The organism is Streptomyces sp. NRRL F-2580, assembly GCF_000720115.1.
GTDB lineage: Bacteria > Actinomycetota > Actinomycetes > Streptomycetales > Streptomycetaceae > Streptomyces.
Genome location: NZ_JOIR01000002.1, coordinates 233513 through 251901 on the forward strand (window position 1 = coordinate 233513; position 18389 = coordinate 251901).

Annotated in this window: 20 protein-coding genes; 9 read left to right on the top strand and 11 right to left on the bottom strand. The window is 73.3% G+C overall.

All coding sequences use genetic code 11. The features are described 5' to 3' along the window. Nucleotide 1: 1 nt before the first annotated feature. Nucleotides 2-1642 (bottom strand): glycosyl hydrolase, encoded by a 1641-nt coding sequence (locus tag IF88_RS49545; RefSeq protein ID WP_030706930.1) that lies wholly within the window; start codon nt 1640-1642, stop codon nt 2-4. 294 nt (nt 1643-1936) lie between these two features. Here IF88_RS49545 and IF88_RS49285 point away from each other — a divergent pair, with 294 nt between their 5' ends. From IF88_RS49285 to IF88_RS47145, 5 genes are all read left to right on the top strand, one after another. Beyond that, complete coding sequence (locus tag IF88_RS49285; RefSeq protein WP_063754722.1) at nt 1937-3391, top strand: hypothetical protein; 1455 nt, start codon at nt 1937-1939, stop codon at nt 3389-3391. A 67-nt stretch (nt 3392-3458) separates the two neighbouring features. After that, the gene (locus IF88_RS0102765) at nt 3459-4760 is read left to right on the top strand and encodes an NAD(P)-binding domain-containing protein (protein WP_051836357.1); all 1302 of its coding nucleotides are present in this window, start codon (nt 3459-3461) and stop codon (nt 4758-4760) included. Between the two features lie 24 nt (nt 4761-4784). Then, entirely contained in the window at nt 4785-5069 is a 285-nt protein-coding gene (locus IF88_RS0102770; RefSeq protein WP_030706933.1) for a hypothetical protein, read from the top strand. An 11-nt stretch (nt 5070-5080) separates the two neighbouring features. Then, nucleotides 5081-7168, top strand: coding sequence for a SpoIIE family protein phosphatase (locus tag IF88_RS0102775; protein ID WP_051836359.1), 2088 nt, complete (start codon nt 5081-5083; stop codon nt 7166-7168). Nucleotides 7169-7239: 71 nt separating this feature from the next. After that, on the top strand, nt 7240-7407 hold the full coding sequence (locus IF88_RS47145) for a hypothetical protein (protein WP_199808018.1): 168 nt from the start codon (nt 7240-7242) through the stop codon (nt 7405-7407). Nucleotides 7408-7502: 95 nt separating this feature from the next. Here IF88_RS47145 and IF88_RS0102785 read toward each other — a convergent pair whose 3' ends face one another. Next, the gene (locus tag IF88_RS0102785; protein WP_158754275.1) at nt 7503-7937 is read right to left on the bottom strand and encodes a DUF6299 family protein; all 435 of its coding nucleotides are present in this window, start codon (nt 7935-7937) and stop codon (nt 7503-7505) included. 172 nt (nt 7938-8109) lie between these two features. Between IF88_RS0102785 and IF88_RS0102790 the strand changes: the two genes are divergently transcribed. Together IF88_RS0102790 and IF88_RS0102795 are read left to right on the top strand one after the other, a co-directional pair. Continuing rightward, entirely contained in the window at nt 8110-8709 is a 600-nt protein-coding gene (locus IF88_RS0102790; protein ID WP_051836335.1) for a hypothetical protein, read from the top strand. A 57-nt stretch (nt 8710-8766) separates the two neighbouring features. After that, nucleotides 8767-9261, top strand: coding sequence for a DUF5949 family protein (locus IF88_RS0102795; protein WP_030706937.1), 495 nt, complete (start codon nt 8767-8769; stop codon nt 9259-9261). Between the two features lie 86 nt (nt 9262-9347). Here IF88_RS0102795 and IF88_RS0102800 read toward each other — a convergent pair whose 3' ends face one another. Both IF88_RS0102800 and IF88_RS0102805 read right to left on the bottom strand, forming a co-directional pair. Then, entirely contained in the window at nt 9348-10595 is a 1248-nt protein-coding gene (locus IF88_RS0102800; RefSeq protein WP_030706938.1) for a cytochrome P450, read from the bottom strand. Between the two features lie 115 nt (nt 10596-10710). Further along, complete coding sequence (locus IF88_RS0102805; RefSeq protein ID WP_078892669.1) at nt 10711-11859, bottom strand: low temperature requirement protein A; 1149 nt, start codon at nt 11857-11859, stop codon at nt 10711-10713. A 169-nt stretch (nt 11860-12028) separates the two neighbouring features. Between IF88_RS0102805 and IF88_RS0102810 the strand changes: the two genes are divergently transcribed. Together IF88_RS0102810 and IF88_RS0102815 are read left to right on the top strand one after the other, a co-directional pair. Continuing rightward, nucleotides 12029-12622 carry a hypothetical protein gene (locus tag IF88_RS0102810; RefSeq protein ID WP_030706940.1) on the top strand — a complete coding sequence of 198 codons (594 nt, stop codon included), beginning with the start codon at nt 12029-12031 and terminating at the stop codon, nt 12620-12622. A 37-nt stretch (nt 12623-12659) separates the two neighbouring features. Beyond that, a complete protein-coding gene (locus IF88_RS0102815) occupies nt 12660-12878 on the top strand; it encodes a hypothetical protein (RefSeq protein WP_030706941.1) in 219 nt (72 codons plus the stop codon). A 40-nt stretch (nt 12879-12918) separates the two neighbouring features. Here IF88_RS0102815 and mscL read toward each other — a convergent pair whose 3' ends face one another. From mscL to IF88_RS0102850, 7 genes are all read right to left on the bottom strand, one after another. Next, complete coding sequence (gene mscL, locus IF88_RS0102820; protein ID WP_030706942.1) at nt 12919-13416, bottom strand: large conductance mechanosensitive channel protein MscL; 498 nt, start codon at nt 13414-13416, stop codon at nt 12919-12921. Nucleotides 13417-13539: 123 nt separating this feature from the next. Beyond that, nucleotides 13540-14037 carry a hypothetical protein gene (locus tag IF88_RS0102825; RefSeq protein WP_030706943.1) on the bottom strand — a complete coding sequence of 166 codons (498 nt, stop codon included), beginning with the start codon at nt 14035-14037 and terminating at the stop codon, nt 13540-13542. 221 nt (nt 14038-14258) lie between these two features. Next, entirely contained in the window at nt 14259-14987 is a 729-nt protein-coding gene (pyrF, locus tag IF88_RS0102830; protein ID WP_030706944.1) for an orotidine-5'-phosphate decarboxylase, read from the bottom strand. 103 nt (nt 14988-15090) lie between these two features. After that, nucleotides 15091-15585 carry a hypothetical protein gene (locus IF88_RS0102835; protein ID WP_158754277.1) on the bottom strand — a complete coding sequence of 165 codons (495 nt, stop codon included), beginning with the start codon at nt 15583-15585 and terminating at the stop codon, nt 15091-15093. A gap of 68 nt (nt 15586-15653) precedes the next feature. Then, nucleotides 15654-16487: an S-methyl-5'-thioadenosine phosphorylase gene (locus IF88_RS0102840; RefSeq protein ID WP_030706946.1), complete on the bottom strand. Its 834-nt coding sequence runs from the start codon at nt 16485-16487 to the stop codon at nt 15654-15656. 74 nt (nt 16488-16561) lie between these two features. Continuing rightward, the gene (locus tag IF88_RS43130; protein WP_030706947.1) at nt 16562-16867 is read right to left on the bottom strand and encodes an FmdB family zinc ribbon protein; all 306 of its coding nucleotides are present in this window, start codon (nt 16865-16867) and stop codon (nt 16562-16564) included. Nucleotides 16868-16934: 67 nt separating this feature from the next. Continuing rightward, nucleotides 16935-18266: an MFS transporter gene (locus IF88_RS0102850; RefSeq protein ID WP_030706948.1), complete on the bottom strand. Its 1332-nt coding sequence runs from the start codon at nt 18264-18266 to the stop codon at nt 16935-16937. Nucleotides 18267-18389: the final 123 nt, after the last annotated feature.

An 18389-nucleotide genomic window follows, 5' to 3' on the forward strand; every position in this document is an offset into this window, starting at 1 on the left:
TCTAGAAGGGCCAGAAGCCGAAGTCCTTGCCCCAGTCGAAGGTGATGCAGACCGACTGCTTGCCGACCAGCTTGGAGAGCCACTCGCCGAAGTTGAGCGGCACGCACCACTGCGAGCTGTTGACCGGCGGCCGCTGCGGCTGCGGCAGGGGCTTCGGCGGCATGGGGTCGGGCTTCGGCACGGCGGGCGTGGGCACGACGGGCGGGACCGAGGGCGAGGGCGACTGGCCCGGGACCTCGGGCGACGGCTTGGGCACCTCGGGTGTCGGGACGAGCGGGCTGGGCGTGACCGGCAGCGGGACCTCGGGCTTCGGGGTGACGGGTGCCGGGACGTCGGGGCTCGGGCTGACGGGCGCCGGGACCTCCGGGCTCGGGGTGACCGGCGTGGGGACGAGCGGGCTCGGGGTCACCGGGCTCGGCGTCACGGGGCCGGGGGCCACGGGCGAGGGCTTGGGGACCTGGGGCGTCGGGACCTGGGGCGTCGGGATGTCGGGAGTGGGGACCGAGGGCGTGGGGATCTGCGGGGTCGGGCTCTGGGGCGTCGGGATCTGGGGCGTCGGGACCGACGGCGTGGGCACGACCGGCGTGGGCACCACGGGGGTCGGGACCACCGGGGTCGGGATCACGGGCGTGGGCACCACCGGGGTCGGGATCACCGGGCCGGGCCGCTCGGGCGTCAGCGCGTCGCGGAAGACCTTCGCGGACTCCGGGTTCTGCTTGCACTGCCACACGCCGTGCGGGCAGTAGTCGGTGATGGTGTGGTAGAGCGGCTTGTGCTGCTCGATCCACTTCAGCATGCGGCGTACGTACTCCGGATTGTCCCCGCGGCGGAAGAGCCCCCACTCCGGGTACGAGATCTCCTTGCCGTGTTCCTTCGCGAAGTCGACGTGCTTCTGGAGCCCGTACGGCTGGGTGATCTGGTCGTCGAAGGTCCTGCCGGGGGCCTGGTCGTACGAATCCATGCCGATGATGTCGACCACGTCGTCGCCCGGGTAGCACTTCGTCCAGCCGATGTTGTCCGTACCCCGGTTCGGGGCGAAGTCGAACTTGAACTCCGCTCCGGGCACCGCGCGCATCGTGGTGACGATGCGCTTCCAGTACGCCTTCCAGTTCTCCGGGTCGGGCGCGCAGCGGTGGGTGTAGGTGGCGCCGTTCATCTCCCAGCCGAGCACGATGACCGTGTCCGGAACGCCCAGCGCCACCAGCCGCTTGGCGAGCCGGCGGAAGTGCCGGTCGTAGTCCCCGTCGGCGCCCGCCCTGATCAGCCGGGCCACCTCGTAGTCGGGCACGCCGCCCTCGTTCCGTTCCTGCATGGGCACGTTGAGGACGAACATCCGGTCGTCCTCGGCCTGGCGCCATTCGGCCCAGTCCTCCAGGAACGAGACCCGGCCCTCGATGCCGGCCCACTGGTCACCGGGGAGATAGGTGTGTCCGACCCGGATCTCCCTGCCGCCCAGCCAGTTCGACAGGTGCGGGATCCGGGCCACTCCCGGCGGCCCGAAGTCGAGGTAGGCGCCCATGGCGATGTCGGAGCCCTCGGACCGGTTCTCACCGGGAGCCGCGAGCGCGGCCCCGGTGGCGAGCAGTCCGGCCGTGACCGTACCGATGCAGGTGCTCGCCAGTCGGCGGCGTGGTCTGGGCATGGCGTCTCCCGAGCTTTCCTGAATCGGTGTGCTTACGAAAGACGTTAGGCATCAGATCTGACGAATGGCCTGTTCGGTGACTGCCGCGTAGGCCATTAGCAGGTGCACACCACCCCCGCTTGGTCCGACTAGGTGAAAGACACCGTTGCCATGCACGCGTATCTCAACCATGTGCCCGCCGTCGTGCTCAGACTCGATCGGAATCCGTTCCACCACGGAACCCTCGGCGCCGTCAGATCCCTTGGCCGCAAAGGCGTGGAGGTCCATGCCGTCGTCGAGGCCGGGGGAGGTCCCATGGGGCGTTCGCGGTACCTGCGCGCCGTGCACGCCGGGCCGGCCGGCGGGTTGGACCCGGAGGCGCCCGAGGCGCTGCTGGAGTGCCTGACCGGGGTGTCGGAGCGGATCGGCCGTCAGGCCGTGCTCATCGCCATGGACGACCTGAGCGCCATCGCCGTGTCCCGGGTCGCGTCCATGCTCCACGAACGGTTCCGGATCCCCCATCAGCCCGACAACCTGCCCGCCCGGGTGGCCGACAAGGCCGAGCTGTCGCGGCTCTGTTCGCGCTGGGACGTCCCGCACCCGGAGACCGTGATCCCGGCGAGCGGGGCCGAGGCGGCCGAGGCGGCCTGGCGGCTCGGCCTGCCGGTGGTCGCCAAGTGGAGCCGGCCCTGGCTGCTGCCCAGCGGGGCCGACGGGCTGCGGAGCACCACGCTGGTGCACACCGCCGCCGAGGCGCGCCGGCTGTACGAACGCTCCGCGGAGGCCGGCAGCCGGCTGCTGCTCCAGCGGTTCCTGCCGGCCGGTCCCGACACCGACTGGTTCTTCCACGGCGCCTTCGCCCGGGGCGGGCGTCCGCTGCTCGCGGGATCGGGCCGCAAGGAGCTGTCCTGGCCGGTGCGGACGGGGCTGACGGCGGTGGGGCGCTGGCTGCCGGATCCGGCGGTGGAGGCGGCGGCGCTGCGGCTCGCCGAACGGCTGGGCTACCACGGGATCCTGGACCTGGACTTCCGCCGGGACGAGCAGGGGTGCTTCCGGCTGGTGGACTTCAACCCCCGGCCGGGCGCGCAGTTCCGGCTGTTCACGGACGCGGCCGGACTGGACGTGGTCCAGGCGATGTACCTGGATCTGACGGGTCAACGGGTCCCGCGGCCCTCGGGCGGTCCGGGCCGGGTGTTCGTCGCCGAGAACTACGCGCTGCTGGCGGCGGTCCGGGGCGGTGCGCTGCCGCGCCGCCGGGCGGCGGAGCACGTGGTGGGCTCTGTCGGTCCGGCAGCGGCGGCCGGCCGGCCGGACGGTGCCGTGGATCAGGTCCCGCCGGTGGTCGCCGGCCAGCGGACCGGCCCGCGGCGGGCGGCGGAGCCCGAGCCGGAGCCGGAGGCCCGCCCGGACCACCACGGCGCGGCAGCCGGCGCGCAGCCGGCGCCGGCGGACCGGCCCGTGCGGCCGGGGCGGGGCGGCGGGGTCGAGACGGCGTGGTTCGCCGCCGACGACCTGCTGCCGTTCCTGGCGATGCTCGGCGCCTTCCTCGGGCGCGGTGCGGGCAAGGGGGTACGGGTCCTGCGCGGGGTCCCGGCGCAGGGCCGCCGCACGGCGCGCGCGGTCGTCCGTACGCCCCGCCAGCGCGGGGAGCAGCCGACCGCCGCTCCCCCTCCCCCTCCCGCGCCCGCTTCCGCTCCGGCCTCCGGCCCCGCCTCCCGTCCCGTCCCGCCGGAGGCGTCGGCCGAGCCGGACGAGCTGGTGACGCGTTGACCACGGCCGGCGCGGCGGACCGGGCCGGGCCGGGGACCATCGAGCTGGAGGAGCGGCCGTGACGCGGATCGACGATCTCGTGGTGATCGGTGCGGGCCCGTACGGGCTGTCCATCGCCGCCCACGCGGCGGACGCGGGGCTCGGCGTACGGCTGCTGGGCCGGCCCATGGCCTCGTGGCGCGACCACATGCCCGACGGCATGTACCTGAAGTCGGAGCCCTGGTCCTCCAACCTGTCCGCGCCGGACGGGCGGCACACCCTCGCCGATTACTGCGCCACGCGCGGACTGGCCGCGGAACACGGCACTCCGCTGCCGATCGACACGTTCAGCGCGTACGGGATGTGGTTCGCCCGGCAGGCCGCACCGGAGGTGGAGGAGGTGACCGTCACGGAGGTGACCCCGCAGGGCGACGGCTTCCGCGTCCGCACCGCCGAGGGACCGCCCCTGCTCGCCCGCACGGTCGCCCTCGCGGTCGGGGTGATGCCCTTCGTCCACCACCCCGAGGGGCTGCGCGAGCTCCCGCCCGCCCACTACTCGCACAGCAGCGGCCACCGCGACCTGACCCGCTTCGCCGGCCGCGAGGTCGCCGTGCTCGGGGCCGGGCAGGCCGCCCTGGAGACCGCCGCCCTGCTGGCCGAGCAGGGCGCCCGGCCGTGCCTGGTCGCCCGGCGCTCCCGGCTGAACTGGAACACCGTCCCGCAGCCCCTGGACCGGCCCGCGCTGCGCGCCCTGCGCGATCCGCACAACGGCCTCGGCACCGGCTGGCGCAGCTGGGTGTGGTCGGAGCTGCCCTGGGCGGTGCGCCGGCTGCCCGCGTCCACCCGGGAGCGGATCGCGGCGACCGCGCTGGGGCCGGCCGGCGCCTGGTGGCTGCGCGACCGCTTCGAGCGGCGCGTCCCCGTGCTGCTCGGGCACCGGCTGCACCGGGCGGTCGCGGTGGGCGAGCGGACCCGGCTCGGGCTGTCGACCCGGGCCGGGGAGTCCGTGGTCCTGGACGTCGCGCACGTCATCGCGGCCACCGGCTTCGTGCCGGACCTGGCCCGGCTGGAACTGCTCGACGCGGGGCTGCGGGCGGGCCTGGGGACCGTGGGGCACAGCCGGGCGCCGGAGCTGAGCCCCTGCTTCGAGTCCTCGTGGCCCGGGCTGTTCTTCGCGGGGCTGCTGACGGCTCCCTCATTCGGCCCTTCCATGCGATTCGTGCACGGCGCGGGCTTCACGGCGGGGAGACTGGTGAGAGGAGTCCGCAAGCGCCTCGGCGCCCGGGGTCCGCGGCCGGGCTCCACCGGTGTCGCCCGGTTCGACAGGGCTGCTTACCCCGGGCGTCCTCCGGGGGTACCCCCAGGGCATCCGACGACGTATCTGCGGTGAGATCCGCGGTGAAAGGGGTCCGTGATGAGCGCGGAGCGAGCACAGGGCCGCGGCTGGGTACGCATTCCCGCCAGCCGCGCGGAACAACCCGCCACGACGGCCAGGGCCGGCGGGTTCGAGCGCGCCCCGCACGCGGCTCCGTACGCGGGCCCGTACGGGAGTCCGTACGCGAGTGCCCCGGCCGCCGACCAGGCCACGATCTACCTGTCGGTCGTCAAGCGCTGGCGGGAGGCCGGGCGCACCCTCCCGGGGCATCCTGACGAGGAGTGGGAGCGGCTGATCTCGCAGCCGTGCTGGCCCGGCCGTTAGGTGGTGTGGAGGTGGCAGCGGCGGAGCGCGAGGGAGCGGAGCCGGTCCGGCGGCCCCCCGTGACCGCGCCGGGGGAGCGGCTCGCGCTGAACGGCATGGGCAGCTTCGAGTGGGACCTGGACGCCGGGACGGTGGTGCTGGACGAGGCCGCGATGGACGTCTTCGACCTGCGGCCGGAGGAGTTCGACGGCACCCCGGAGGGGGTCGGGCTGCACATCCCGCCCGAGGACGGGGTCCGGCTGAACGAGACCATCGCCGGGGTCCTGGAGAGCGGCGGGGACACCTACGGCGCGTACTTCACGGTGCAGCGGCGCGACGGCCTCGACCAGTGGACGCACACCTCGGGCCGGATCCTGCGGGACGGCGGCGGCCAGTCGCAGCGCATCGTGGGGATCGTCCGGGACGCGACGGCGGAGCTGGCCCACGCGACGCTGCTGCGCAAGCTGGAGGCGGCCCGCGCCCAGCAGACGACGATCGTGCAGCGGACCACGGAGGCCCTGTCGAGGGCGGTGACGGTGGACGACGTCACGGCCGCGCTGACGGGGGCGGGCGCGCTGGAGCGGCTGGGTGCGGACGGGCTGGCCCTGGGGCTGGTCGAGGGCGGCACCATCAAGATCATCGCGTTGAGCGGGGAGTCGCTGGAGGTCCTCAGCGAGCGGCGGTTCACCCGGCTGGACGGTTCGCTGCCGCTGTCGCACGCGGTGCTCACCCGGCAGGCACGTTTCGTCACCTCGCTCGCCGAGCTCGGCGGCGAGTTCCCGCTCCTCGCGGACTACCTGAGCCGGATCCGGTTCGACGCGGCCGCCTACCTGCCGCTGATCGCGCAGGCCAAGGCCATCGGCGGGCTGGTCCTCTTCTACCGGCGGCGCAGCGAGTTCAGCCCGGAGGAGCGCAACCTGTGCCTGGGCCTGGCCGGCATCGTGGCCCAGTCCCTCCAGCGGGCGCTCCTCTTCGACCAGGAGCGGGAGTTCGCGACGGGCCTGCAGGCCGCCATGCTGCCCCGCCGGATCCCGGACATCACCGGCGGTGAGATCGCGGTCCGCTACCACGCCGCCTGGAGCGGGCGGGAGGTCGGCGGCGACTGGTACGACGTGATCTCGCTGCCCCGCGACCGCGTCGGCATCGTGGTGGGCGACGTACAGGGCCACGACACGCACGCGGCGGCCATCATGGGCCAGCTGCGGATCGCGCTGCGGGCTTACGCGGGGGAGGGCCATCCGCCGTCCACCGTGCTGGCCCGGGCCTCGCGCTTCCTCGCCGAACTGGACACCGAGCGCTTCGCCACCTGCATGTACGCGCAGGTGGACCTGGAGACCGGAGGCGTACGGGCGGTCCGCGCGGGCCATCTCGGACCGCTGATCCGGCACACGGACGGGCGTACCGGCTGGCCCAACGTGCGCGGCGGCCTGCCGCTGGGGCTGGCCTCGGTCTTCGAGCAGGAGGAGTTCCCAGAGACCCGGCTCGACCTGGTCCCCGGGGAGACGCTCGTGCTGTGCACGGACGGCCTGGTGGAGGAGCCGGGCACGACCATCACCCAGGGCATGGAAGCCCTGGCGCAGGCGGTGCGCAGCGGTCCGCAGGCGCCCGAGGCGCTCGCCGACCACCTCTCGGACCGGCTCTGGGAGCGCTGGGGCTCCGGGGACGACGTGGCCCTGCTGGTGCTGCGCCGGGCCCCCGACCCGGGCACCCATCGGGCACCGCGCATCCACCAGTACGTCCACCAGGCCGACCCCGAAGGCCTCTCGGAGGCCCGGTACGCCCTGCGCCAGGCCCTGCGCGACTGGGGCATGCCCGAGCTCGCCGACGACGTGGAGCTGGCCGCCGGGGAGCTGCTGGTCAACGCCCTCCTGCACACCGACGGCGGGGCGGTGCTGACCATGGAGGTGCTGCCGGAGCCGGTCCGGCGGATCCGGCTGTGGGTCAAGGACCGCTCCAGCGTGTGGCCGCGCCGGCGCACCCCGGGGGAGGCGGCCACCACGGGGCGCGGGCTGCTGCTGGTGGACGCGCTGGCCACGCACTGGGGTGTGGAGTCCCGGGGCGACGGCAAGGCGGTGTGGTGCGAGTTCACCGTCGGCGGCCGCCCCCGGAGCGCCGAGTGACCTGCCGGTCACCCCGGGTTGTGAGGTGCCGCTGGTGGGGTGATGATGCGGTCCATGGAACGGATCGTGTTGTGCGCGGGCTGAGCAAGGCCGCCGTGACGGGAGTCCTGGCGCTGGTCCTGCTGGTGGCCGGAGCGCCGACCGTCGTGGACTGGACGACAGGGCGTCCGCACGCGGACGCCGAGTGCCGGTCGGTGGCCTTCATGTCGATGACGGACGTCGCACCCGAGTGCCGCTGACGGTGGCCGGCGCTGCCGGGCCGGGAGCCCGGTCCCGGCAGCGGCGGCCACCGGACGGGCGGGCGCGTGCCACGGGCCCCTTGTCGCGCGGTCGCTCAGTGCCCCTCGCGGACCTCGACGTCCTCGCTGTCCTGGGCGACGGTGGTGACCGACCGCGGCATGAGGCCGGAGAGCCGGATCTCCTGGAGCTCCCCGGTGACCGTCGCGTGACCCGGGTGGACGTGCACGAAGGAGCCCGGCGCGTGGGCGACCCACCTGCGCTCCGCGCCGTCGCAGACGACCTCTTCCGCACCGAGGCTGAGCCGGGTGCCGTCCTGTACGAGGGTCGCCTTGATCTGCATCGCCCCCATGGGTGACGCCTGCTCGCAGTGGTAGGTGCCGGAAAGGATGACGCCGCCGTCCTGCGTGAGGTGAGCCTCAGGGTGTACGGAAATGCCCTGGTCGAAAACGGTGGCCCCGGCCGGGACGGTGAATACCGTCGTGGCGGCCAGTGCGGAGAGGGCTGCCAGTGCCATTCGGCGGCCGGACATGCGCATTCTTCCTCCAGATGGATCGGGGTGACGGGAATCCGCCGGAACGCATTGTGCTGGCAGTTGGCCGCGACCGGCCGCACGCACCCCCCGGGCGCACTCGTGTCGGTGAGTGCAATTGCCTGCTCGGGCGCGTGAGACTGACCGAAATACATCCCCGAAGGGATCCTGAATGCGCCAGTCCGCCGCCCGTCGCCACACCCCCGTCCTCGCCGCCGCCCTTCTCCCGCTCCTCCTCTTCGGTGCCACGGCCTGCCAGAGCGCTCCCGTGGAATCCGCGCTCGCCCCGGCCGTGGCGCCCGCCGTCCCGGTGGACGACGGGGCGCCGGGCGGGGAGGCACCCGTACGGCCCGCCGCGAAGGCCGCCCATGTGGGTGACTCCGTACGGGTGGACGGTGCGCAGGTCGGGCGGCACCTCCAGGCCGTGCTGGCCGCGTACGTGGACCCGGCGATCAGCGTCGAGAAGAACTACGCCCCGCCCGCCGGCAAGCGCTGGGTGGCCGCCCAGATGTCCTTCGTCAACGTGGGCGGGGCCTCGTACGGGGCGCTCGGACGCGTGTGGGCGCACGACAGCGCGGGCGGGCGCCACCCGGTGGTGTCCACCGGCGAGCTGACCACCGGCAAACCACTCGTCTTCGATTCCCTGGAGGTGGGTGAGCGGGCCGAGGGATGGGTGGTGTTCGAAATCCCGGAAAACGCGCGCATTGTGCGCCTCCAGTACCAGGACGCGAACATGCAGACGAATTCCGGAGGGGGATTCTGGGAGGTCTAGCCCGCCCGGGTGAAAGGCCGTGAAAGGGCCGGGGGCGGGACCACTAGGGTGCGGCGCATGACTTCTACTCAAGCCGAAATCGACAGGTCCCAGCTCGGCACCCTTTCGGTGCTCGCCTGGATCGGCGACCCCTCCGAGGCGCACGACATCCCGTACCTCCTCGCCTACACCCTCGGTGACGGCCCCAAGGGCCGGGAGGCCGGAGAGGCGGCGGCCCGCGGGCTGCTGGAGGAGATCGGCCTGCCCATCGGCGACGTCGTCATGGACGGCACCCGCAACCCGGCCGCCTTCCCGGTGCAGATCCTGTTGGAGGGCAACCAGATCGCGCTCACCCTCCCCGGGATGAACGCGCAGTGCACCGCCCCCGACGAGTGGGTCGCCGCCGCGGACGAGAGCGGGCAGGCCTACTTCCTGTTCGCCACGCGCGCCTGGCCCGAGGCGGTCCCCGGGCAGCCGGTCGACGCGGAGACCCTGCAGGCGTTCGCGGGCGACGAGTCCGTGCTCGCGGGCAGCGCCCACTGCGTCCTCGCCGTGCGGCGCCTGCAGAAGTAGCCGCGCCCCGGGTGCCGCCACCACCAGCTCCGGCCGCCGGGCCCCCAGCCTGCCCGGTGGCCGGTCCCGCTCCTTCCCGGGCGGCGTCAGGGGCGTTCGAAGGCGAACTTGAGCGAACGGACCCGGTTGTCGAAGTTCGACCCCGCCAGGTCCGGCAGCCCCACCGCGCGCAGCCCGACCGGCCGGGTGAGCAGCTCGCGGAAGAGCGCCTTCATCTCCACCCGGGCCAGGTGCGCGCCCAGGCAGAAGTGCGGGCCGCCGCCGCCGAACCCCAGGTGCGGATTGGGCGAGCGGGTGATGTCGAAGGCGTCCGGATCGGGGAAGACCGCCTCGTCGCGGTTGGCGGACGCGTAGTACAGCACCACCTTGTCGCCCGGCCGGAACACGTGCCCGTCCATGGTGTGCTCGGCGGCCACCGTCCGGCGGAACTGGATGATCGGCGTCGAGTGGCGGATCATCTCGTCCACCGCGCCGTCCGCGTACTTCTCGAAGTCCGAGAGCAGCAGGTCCCGCTGGTCCGGGTGGTCGGTGAGCAGCGTCAGCCCGTGAGTGATCGCATTGCGGGTGGTCTCCACCCCGGCGACCATCAAGAGGGAGAAGAAGGCCCCGAGTTGGCGGGCGCCGAGGGCCTGGCCGTCCACGTTCGCGCAGACCAGCGCCGAGATCAGGTCGTCGGTGGGGTTCTTGCGCCGCTCCCGGCCGATGCCCGCCACCATCCGCTGCATGCGGGCGAGCGCACGCAGCCCGCGCCCGGGCATCCGCAGCCGGGCCGTCAGGCCCCGTTCCACGCCGATGTTCTCGGAGGCGTGGTTGACGCGGTCGGCGATCTCGGCGCGGTAGTGCTCCGGGATGCCCATCATGTTGCAGATGACGTCCAGGGGCAGCCGGGAGGCCACCGCCGAGACGAACTCGTCCGGTTCGTCGGCGAGCACGTCGTCCACGATGCGGGCCGCCACCGCGTGGATGTCCTCCTCGGCCGCCGCCAGCAGGCGGGGCGTGAACGCCCGCTGGACGATCTTGCGGAGCTGGGCGTGGTCGGGGCCGTCCAGATTGACCATCGAGTCACCGAACAGCGCACGGACCCAGCGGGCCGGTTCGGGGGTGGTCACACCGGGGGCGCTGGCGAAGACCTTGGGGAGGCGACTGGCCTCCTGTACCTGGGCGTGCCGGACGAGGGCCCAGTGCCCGGGCCCTTCGGGGACGAAGACGGGCGAGCCTACGGCCCGCAGGCGGGCGAACGCGGCGAGTCGGTGGGCGGGGGGCTGCTGCCAGAAGCCGGCCTCGGCCAGTTCCCTGCCGGGGTCTTCGCCGGGACGTTGCGGGGGGAGTGTCATGGCCTGGAAACGGCTGCGGGGGCGCCGGGGTGACGGTCGGCGGCGGCCCGGCTGTTTCAGTCCCGCCGGCGTTTGAGGCGCCGTCCGGGGAGAGCCCGGCAACGCGCCGCAGGTGTCAAAGGTGCGTTCGCGCCGACAGCGTCACGCCCACGGCGACCGTGGCAGCCGACACCAGCCCCGCCCACAGCACCGCGTACGGGCCCGTCCACGCGCACGCGAGCGTCACCACGGCGGCGACCGGCAGCACCAACTGCTGCGCCAGGCCGCGCTTGAAGTGGCGGGAGTGCAGCAGCCACACCGTCAGCAGGAACAGCGCGGCCGGCACGGTCACGGCCGCATTGGCCGCGAGCTGGGAGATGTGCGCCTTGTGGACCGCGTGCTCCACCGCGACCTCGATGCCCGCGCCGATCGCCGCACCCGAGGCGAAGATCAGCAGGTGGCCGTACCCCCACGGGATCGCCTCGCGGTTGGAGGTCAGGTGCTCGTGCATCGGTACGGCGAAGTAGATCCACCACGCGGCGAACACGATCAGCAGCCCGCCCGCGGCGATGGGCAGCAGCAGGTCGAGGGCCTCGTGCTCGTCGAGCGCCGACTTGACCGCGACCGTGCTCGCGGCGATCGTCTCGCCGAGCACGATGATGGTGAACAGGCCGTACCGTTCCACGATGTGGTGGGCGTGCCAGGGCGTCTGGTGGCCGCGTTCGGCGATCACCGGAACGAGCAGCTCGCAGGCGGCCACGACCAGGAACAGCCACCGCTTCCAGTCGTTCGGGGCGAACAGCAGCGCCACCCAGCCGAGCTGGCAGACCACCAGTCCGGCCGCGTACTTCAGCGCCGCCGTGCGGGCCGTGCCGGTCTCCCCGGAGGCCGCCCGCAGCCACTGCGCCGTCAGCGCGACGCGCATGATGATGTAGCCGACGACGGCGACGGTCCAGTCGTTCTCGTCGAAGGCGCGGCTCACGCCGGCCGCGTAGACGAGGACGCCGGCGATCTGCACCAGGGTCGCGATCCGGTACGGCACGTCGTCGCAGTCGTAGGCGGAGGCGAACCACGTGAAGTTCATCCACGCCCACCACACGCCGAAGAACACGAAGAAGTAGCCGATCACCCCGGTGACGGGATGGCCCTCGGCCAGTGAGTGCACCAGCCGCTGCCCGCACTGCGCGATCGCCACGACGAAGCAGAGGTCGAAGAACAGCTCCAGCGGGGTGGCCGCGCGGTGGTCCTCGTGGCGGCTGCGCGCGGTCATGGGGGAGTAGGCCATACCGGCCAGGAGACCAGAGGAACCGCCCTTCGGCAGGCCGGACGCGCTGCCGGCGGCGCCGCTGTGCCCCGGGCGGCGGCCGTGCGACAGACCGGGGCAGCGGACCAACGCACGGGGGGCGACGGGACCTTGTCCCGTGGCCCGACGGTGCCTTCTCCTCTGCCGCGGGGTGCCTCCGGGACCGGAGTCCGGCTGGGTCAGCACCAGGCGGGCCAAGCGCAAGCACAACTGGCTGATGACCTGGCTCTACGTCGACACCTTCGGGTCCTTCATCGGCTTCGCCGCGGGCCTGCCCCTGCTGATCAAGAACAACTTCGAGGCGCAGGGCTACCAGGCCACCACCTCTGCGTGGATCGACCCCTTCATCGGCGCGCTCATGCGCTGGGCCGGCGGCTGGCTCTCCGACAAGATCGGCGGCGCCCGGGTCACCCTGCTGTCCTTCGTCGGGATGGCCGCCGCCCTGGTCGTGGTGATCTTCGCGCTGCCGTCCGATGGGGACCAGGGCAGCTTCTGGGCCTTCTTCCCCGGCTTCCTGGCGGCCTTCGCCTTCTCCGGCCTCGGCAACGGCTCGACCTTCCGGCAGATCCCGGTGATCTTCCGGGACCGGCACATGCGGGAGGCCGAGGGCATGGGGCCCGAGGTGCAGGCCGCGACCCTGAAGCAGTCGGAGATGGAGGCGGGCGCCGTCACCGGCTTCTACGCGAGCTGCCTCGCGTTGTGCTGGTGGTTCTGCGCCCGCAAGGGCGCCGAGGCCCCCAGCTGAGCGGGGCCGCAGCCAGGGGCGGCCGTACCCTGGAGGCATGAGCAGCGCCCCCGCCTCCGACCCGCACTCCTCGCGTCCCGCCCCCGCCGCTGGGGCCGACCGGCCCCGGCCGAAGCCGAAGCTGGACTTCGACGACCCGCTCGACCGGCAGTCCTCGGACGACACCGACCGGGGCTGGGGCGAGCGGCCGCCCGCCGGCGGAAGCGCGGCCGACCTGGCCCGCTTCCTCGACGAGAAGCCTCCGCACCACATCTGACCGGCCGGGGCCGCCGGTGCGGTCGCACCGGCCGGACCGGTCAGAACCCGTCGTGCGAACCCGACCGGCCGCTGCCGACGCCGTTGGCACGCTGCGCGACCAGCTCGTCCCGGATCTCCTTGAGGACCTCCAGCTCGGTGATCTCGACGAGCTCCTGTGCGCCCTCCCGCGCCTTGCGGCGCGCCTCCTGCCGCGCGAGGTACTTCGACATGGGCAGGACCATGAGGAAGTAGACGACCGCCGCCGTGATCACGAAGGTCAGCGTGGCGTTGAGCACCGAGCCCCAGAGGATCTCGACACCCGTCGGCTGGCCGTTCGGGCCGACGCCGCAAGGGCTCTTGAGGCAGGACTTGTAGCCGTCCAGGCTCTGCGTACCCACCGCGCCGATGATCGGGCTGATGAGCCCCTTGACCACCGAGTTCACGATGTTCGTGAACGCGGCGCCGATGACCACGGCCACCGCCAGGTCGACCACGTTGCCGCGCATCAGGAAGGCCTTGAAGCCTGCCAGCACGCTCTCCTTCTTGTTCTCGCTCACGACTGAGCCTCTCTTCATATCTGCCGAACACGGAGCCAACGGTTCCGAAAGCTACGGCAGTCCGGGCACACCGTGTCCAATCGCCCCTCACGTCAAGGCGAATTGACCGGCCCCGTGTGCGAATCAACACAATGTCACCGCCAGTCGCGTCACGGCGCCCGCCCCCACGAGATCCCGCGCGGTGTCCCGGGGCACGGACAGGACCACCAGCGCCCCGCCGTCCCCAACACCCTGCTCGGGAGGGGGGACTTCGGCGACCCGGGCTCCGGCGGCCACCACCCTGGTCGGTCCGGCGCGCTCCGCCGCGACCACGTCCACCCGGTCCCCGGGCCGCAGCAGCCGCACCGTCGCGGCGTCCGCGATGCGCACCGGGGCCGACACCATCCGCACCGCCGCAGGCGCTGCGCCACCCTGCGCGGCCCGGGCCGGCGGTGGCGCGGCGCCCCGGGAGGCCTGCGCCTCCGTACCGCCCACCGCGAGGGCCGCCGCCACGACGGCCAGTCCGGCCGAGGCCACCCGTCGCCTGCGCCGCACGGCCCGGCGCAGCCAGTCCCCGCCCCGCCCCACGCGAAGCGGTGGGAACGGCGGGACCGGACGCGCGGGGGGACACGCGGAGGACATCGAAGAAGCCGAAGAAGGCGTGGAAGCCGAAGAAGCCCTGGAAGCCGTGGAGGCCGTGGAGGCCGTGGAGCAAGGGGACATGACGAACACCACCAGACCGAGTGAGTTGCTGTGGCCCGGACCCGTCGCCCGGACACCCCTCACGATCCGGCCTCCCGCGGAATCCCGCCGGAGCCTGTGGACGATCCCCAGCCTGTGGACAACCCCCTCACCCGCAAGGGTTACCAGGCGCCCCGGGCCCGCCTCAGCGCGGCCACCGGGTCCGCGGCCCGGGCGATCGACCGGCCCACCACGACGTGCGAGGCCCCGGCCGCGAAGGCCGCCTGCGGAGTCCCCAGCCGCGCGTGCCCGCCCGTCCCGCCGTCCGCCCCGCCGTCCGCGCTGTCCGGGCCCAGGGTCACGCCCGGCGTGACGATCAGCCGCTCCGGCCCCAGCAGTGCGCGCAGCGCCCCGGCCTCCCGTGGCGAGGCGATGACCCCGTCGCAGCCGGCGCCCACCGCCAGCCGGGCCAGCCGCAGCACCTGCTCCTCGGTGTCCGCCTCGATGCCGATGTCGGCGAGGTCGCCGGCGGTCACGCTGGTGACCACGGTCAGCGCGAGCACCCGCAGCCGCGGGAACTCCCGCGCCGCCTCCACCGCCGCGGCCATGATCCCCGTACCGCCCATGGCGTGCACGGTCACCATGGACGCGCCCAGCGCGCCGGCGGCCCGGACGGCGCCCGCGACGGAGTTCGGGATCTCGAAGAGCTTCAGGTCGAGGAAGACCTCGTGCCCCCGCTCGACGAGGTCCCGTGCGAGTCCGGGACCCGCTGCGGTCAACAGCTCCAGGCCGACCTTGTAGAAGCCGCACGCGTCGCCGAGGCGCTCGACGAGCTCCTCGGCCGCCCGGCGGTCGTCGAAGTCCAGGGCGACGATGACCCTGCGGTCGACAAGGGGGAGTCCGGTGTTCATGCCGCCATTGTCGAGGTCACCGCCCGGCCGGGACCTGGCAGGCCTGCGCGAAGCCCTGACCGGTCAGGCCGGAGGCGCTGTGGACGCGCGAGCGCCAGTCCTCTTAGGCGCCGGCTCCGCCGGGCGCCGCGGGTGCGATCCCAAGCGCGCCGAGGAGCCGGGCCGCGAGCTCCTCCGCGCAGATCTCGGAGCCGGTGAGGACCGCCCGCACCCCCTCCGGGTCGGCGGTCAGCCCGCCTGCGGCCGCCCAGTCGAGGGCGCCCGCCAGGGCCGTCTCCACGGGGAACCGGTCGACGGGTATCTCGTAGTCCTCGGCCATGTCCCGGTTGAGCAGCGCCTTCCAACGGCCTCCGGCGAAGGTGGCGGCCTCGACGAAGCCGACATCGCTGTCGAGGTACGCCACCGTGAGCACCGGCGCCCCGGTCCGCCGGGCCAACGCCGCCGCGGCGCCGTCCGGCTGGTCCGGGTAGTACACGGCCGACCACCCACCGCCCAGGTCCGCGTCGCCGTCGACGTCCGCGCACCCGGCCTCGGCCGCGAACTCCCGCAGCTCCGCCACCGTGGCACACGCCACGGCCATCCCGCCCCAATTTCCCATGCGCGCAGGCTAGGGGAGGTCACTGACACTCCTGCGCGGAGCCCGCGGCAGGAGGGACTCGGGAGGAACTACGGCAGCTCGATGCCCAGGTCCCAGCCGTCGTGCGCGTGCGTGCAGAGGCAGGCGCGGGACTCCGTCTCCGGCAGGGCCGCCACCGCGTCGAAGAGGACCTCGCGCAGCCGGCCGACGTTCTCGCCGAACACCTTCAGCACTTCGGTGTGGGAGACGCCCTCGCCCGTCTCGGCGCCCGCGTCCAGGTCCGTGACCAGGGCCATCGACGTGTAGCAGAGCCCCAGCTCGCGCGCGAGGACCGCCTCCGGGTGTCCGGTCATCCCGACGACCGACCAGCCCGCGGCGGCGTGCCACCGTGACTCCGCCCGCGTGGAGAAGCGCGGCCCCTCTATGACGACCATGGTTCCGCCGTCCACCGGCTCCCAGTCCCGGCCCCGGGCCGCCGCGATCGCCACGGACCGGCCCACCGGGCAGTACGGGTCGGCGAAGGTGGTGTGCACGACGTTGGGAACGGAACCGTCGGGGAGCGGCTCCCCGTCGAAGAAGGTCTGCGCACGGGACTTCGTACGGTCGACCAGCTGGTCGGGAACGAGCAGCGTGCCCGGTCCGTACTCGGCCCGCAGGCCGCCGACCGCGCACGGGCCCAGCACCTGGCGGACGCCGACTGAGCGCAGGGCCCACAGGTTGGCCCGGTAATTGATCTTGTGTGGCGGGACGGTGTGGCTGCGTCCGTGCCGGGGGAGGAAGGCCACCTGGCGGCCAGCCAGCTCACCCACGTACAGCGAGTCGCTCGGAGGCCCGTACGGGGTCTCCACCTGGACCTCGGTGACGTCCTCCAGGAAGGAGTAGAAGCCCGAACCGCCGATGACACCGATCTCTGCGTTCACCATGCGGCCCACCCTAACCGGGCATGCCGAAGGCCCCGCTGCCCGGTCAGGGCGGGCGGGGCCTCAGGGTGAAGCGATCAGGCGGCCGACGTGGAGCTGCTGGTCGAGGACGACGAGGACGTCGAGGAGGACGCAGCGGCGGTCGACGTCGTGGACGACGACGAGCTCGCGGCCGGCTTCGAGGCAGGGGTGCTGCTCGACGAGGCGCCACGGCTGTCGTTCCGGTAGAAACCGGAGCCCTTGAAGACGATGCCGACTGCGGAGAACACCTTCTTCAGGCGTCCGTCGCAGCTCGGGCACACGGTCAGCGCGTCATCGGTGAACTTCTGCACGGCCTCAAGGCCCTCGCCGCACTCGGTGCACTGGTACTGGTAGGTCGGCACGAATTTCCTCCTGGCACTCTGACTCAATGAGTGCTAACGACGCTCCATGGTGACGTATTCCGGCGGATCAGTCCACCGTCACCGGCACGCGGTGACCCATCCCACGCTCGTTCACCCGGTTACGGGCGGCCGGAGCGGCGGTCGCGGCCGCCGGCCCGGACGAGTTCACGACCCGGCTCGGGGCCTTCGGGGCCAGCTTCCCGCGCAGCGCCAGCAGGGTGGCCAGCGCGAGCGCGGTGGCGGCCATGGGCACCAGGAAGCCGTACGAGGAACCGTGCGCGTCCGTCAGACGGCCGGCCAGCGTGACCGCGATGGCCTGGCCGAAGGCGATCGACCCGGTCAGCCAGGTGAAGGCCTCGGTCCGGGCGTTGGCGGGGACCAGCTGCTCGACCATCGTGTAGCCGGTGATCAGCGCCGGGGCGATGAACAGGCCCACGACCAGGCCGAGGGCGCCCAGCAGGATCATCGAGTGGGCGGCCCACAGGACGGACGCGGCGGCGGTGAGACCGATGTAGCCCAGGATCAGCCGGCGACGCGGGCCGATCTTCCAGGCGATGGCGCCCATGGCGATGCCGGCGATCATGTTGCCGGCGGCGAAGACGCCGTAGAGCAGGCCGTTGGCCCCGGGGTTGCCGATCTCGCTGGAGAAGGCGGCGAGCGAGACCTGCATGCCGCCGAAGACGGCGCCGATCCCGAGGAAGGCGAAGATCAGGACGCGCAGGCCCGGGAAGGACAGCGCGAAGGCGCGCTTCTCACCGGTGGTCGACGGGGCGTGCGGCTTGGGCTGGGTGGCGCGACGGGCCGCGAAGAGCAGGCCGCCGAGCAGTGTCAGCGTGGCCTCGGTGACCAGGCCGGCCGCCGGGTGGACGCCGGTGCACAGGGCGGTCGCCAGGACCGGGCCGACGACGAAGGTGAACTCGTCGGTGACGGACTCGAAGGCGGCGGCCGTGGGAAGCAGCGGCGAGCCCTCCAGCTTGGCGGCCCAGCGGGCCCGGACCATCGGGCCGACCTGCGGCACCGAGGCGCCGGTGGGGACGGCGGCGATGGCCAGCGCCCAGACCGGAGCGCCCAGGAGGGCGAGCGCGGCCAGGCCGCTGACGGCGGCGGCGTGCGTGAGGACCACGGGGAGCAGGACGGCGCTCTGGCCGAGGCGGTCGGTGAAGATGCCCATCAGGGGGGCGGAGAGTGCCATCGAGACGCCGGTCACGGCGGCGACGATGCCGGCGGCGCCGTAGGAGCCGGTGGTGTGCTGGACCAGCAGCAGGATGCTGATGGTCAGCATGCCGAAGGGGAGGCGCGCTGCGAAGCCGGGGAGTACGAAGCCGAGGGCACCGGGCGTGCGCAGGAGCTGTCCGTAGCCGGGGCGGGCGGAGTTTTCGGTCGTGACCGCGGATGTCACGGCCTTGCCTTTCCGCTGCCTGGTAGAGCGTCCCCGTCTGCGGACGGTGCTTCGCCTTGTGAGCGGCCGCACCCGTACATGTGGGAGCCCCGAGAGCTGTCCTCTTGCGCAGAACCGAGTGAT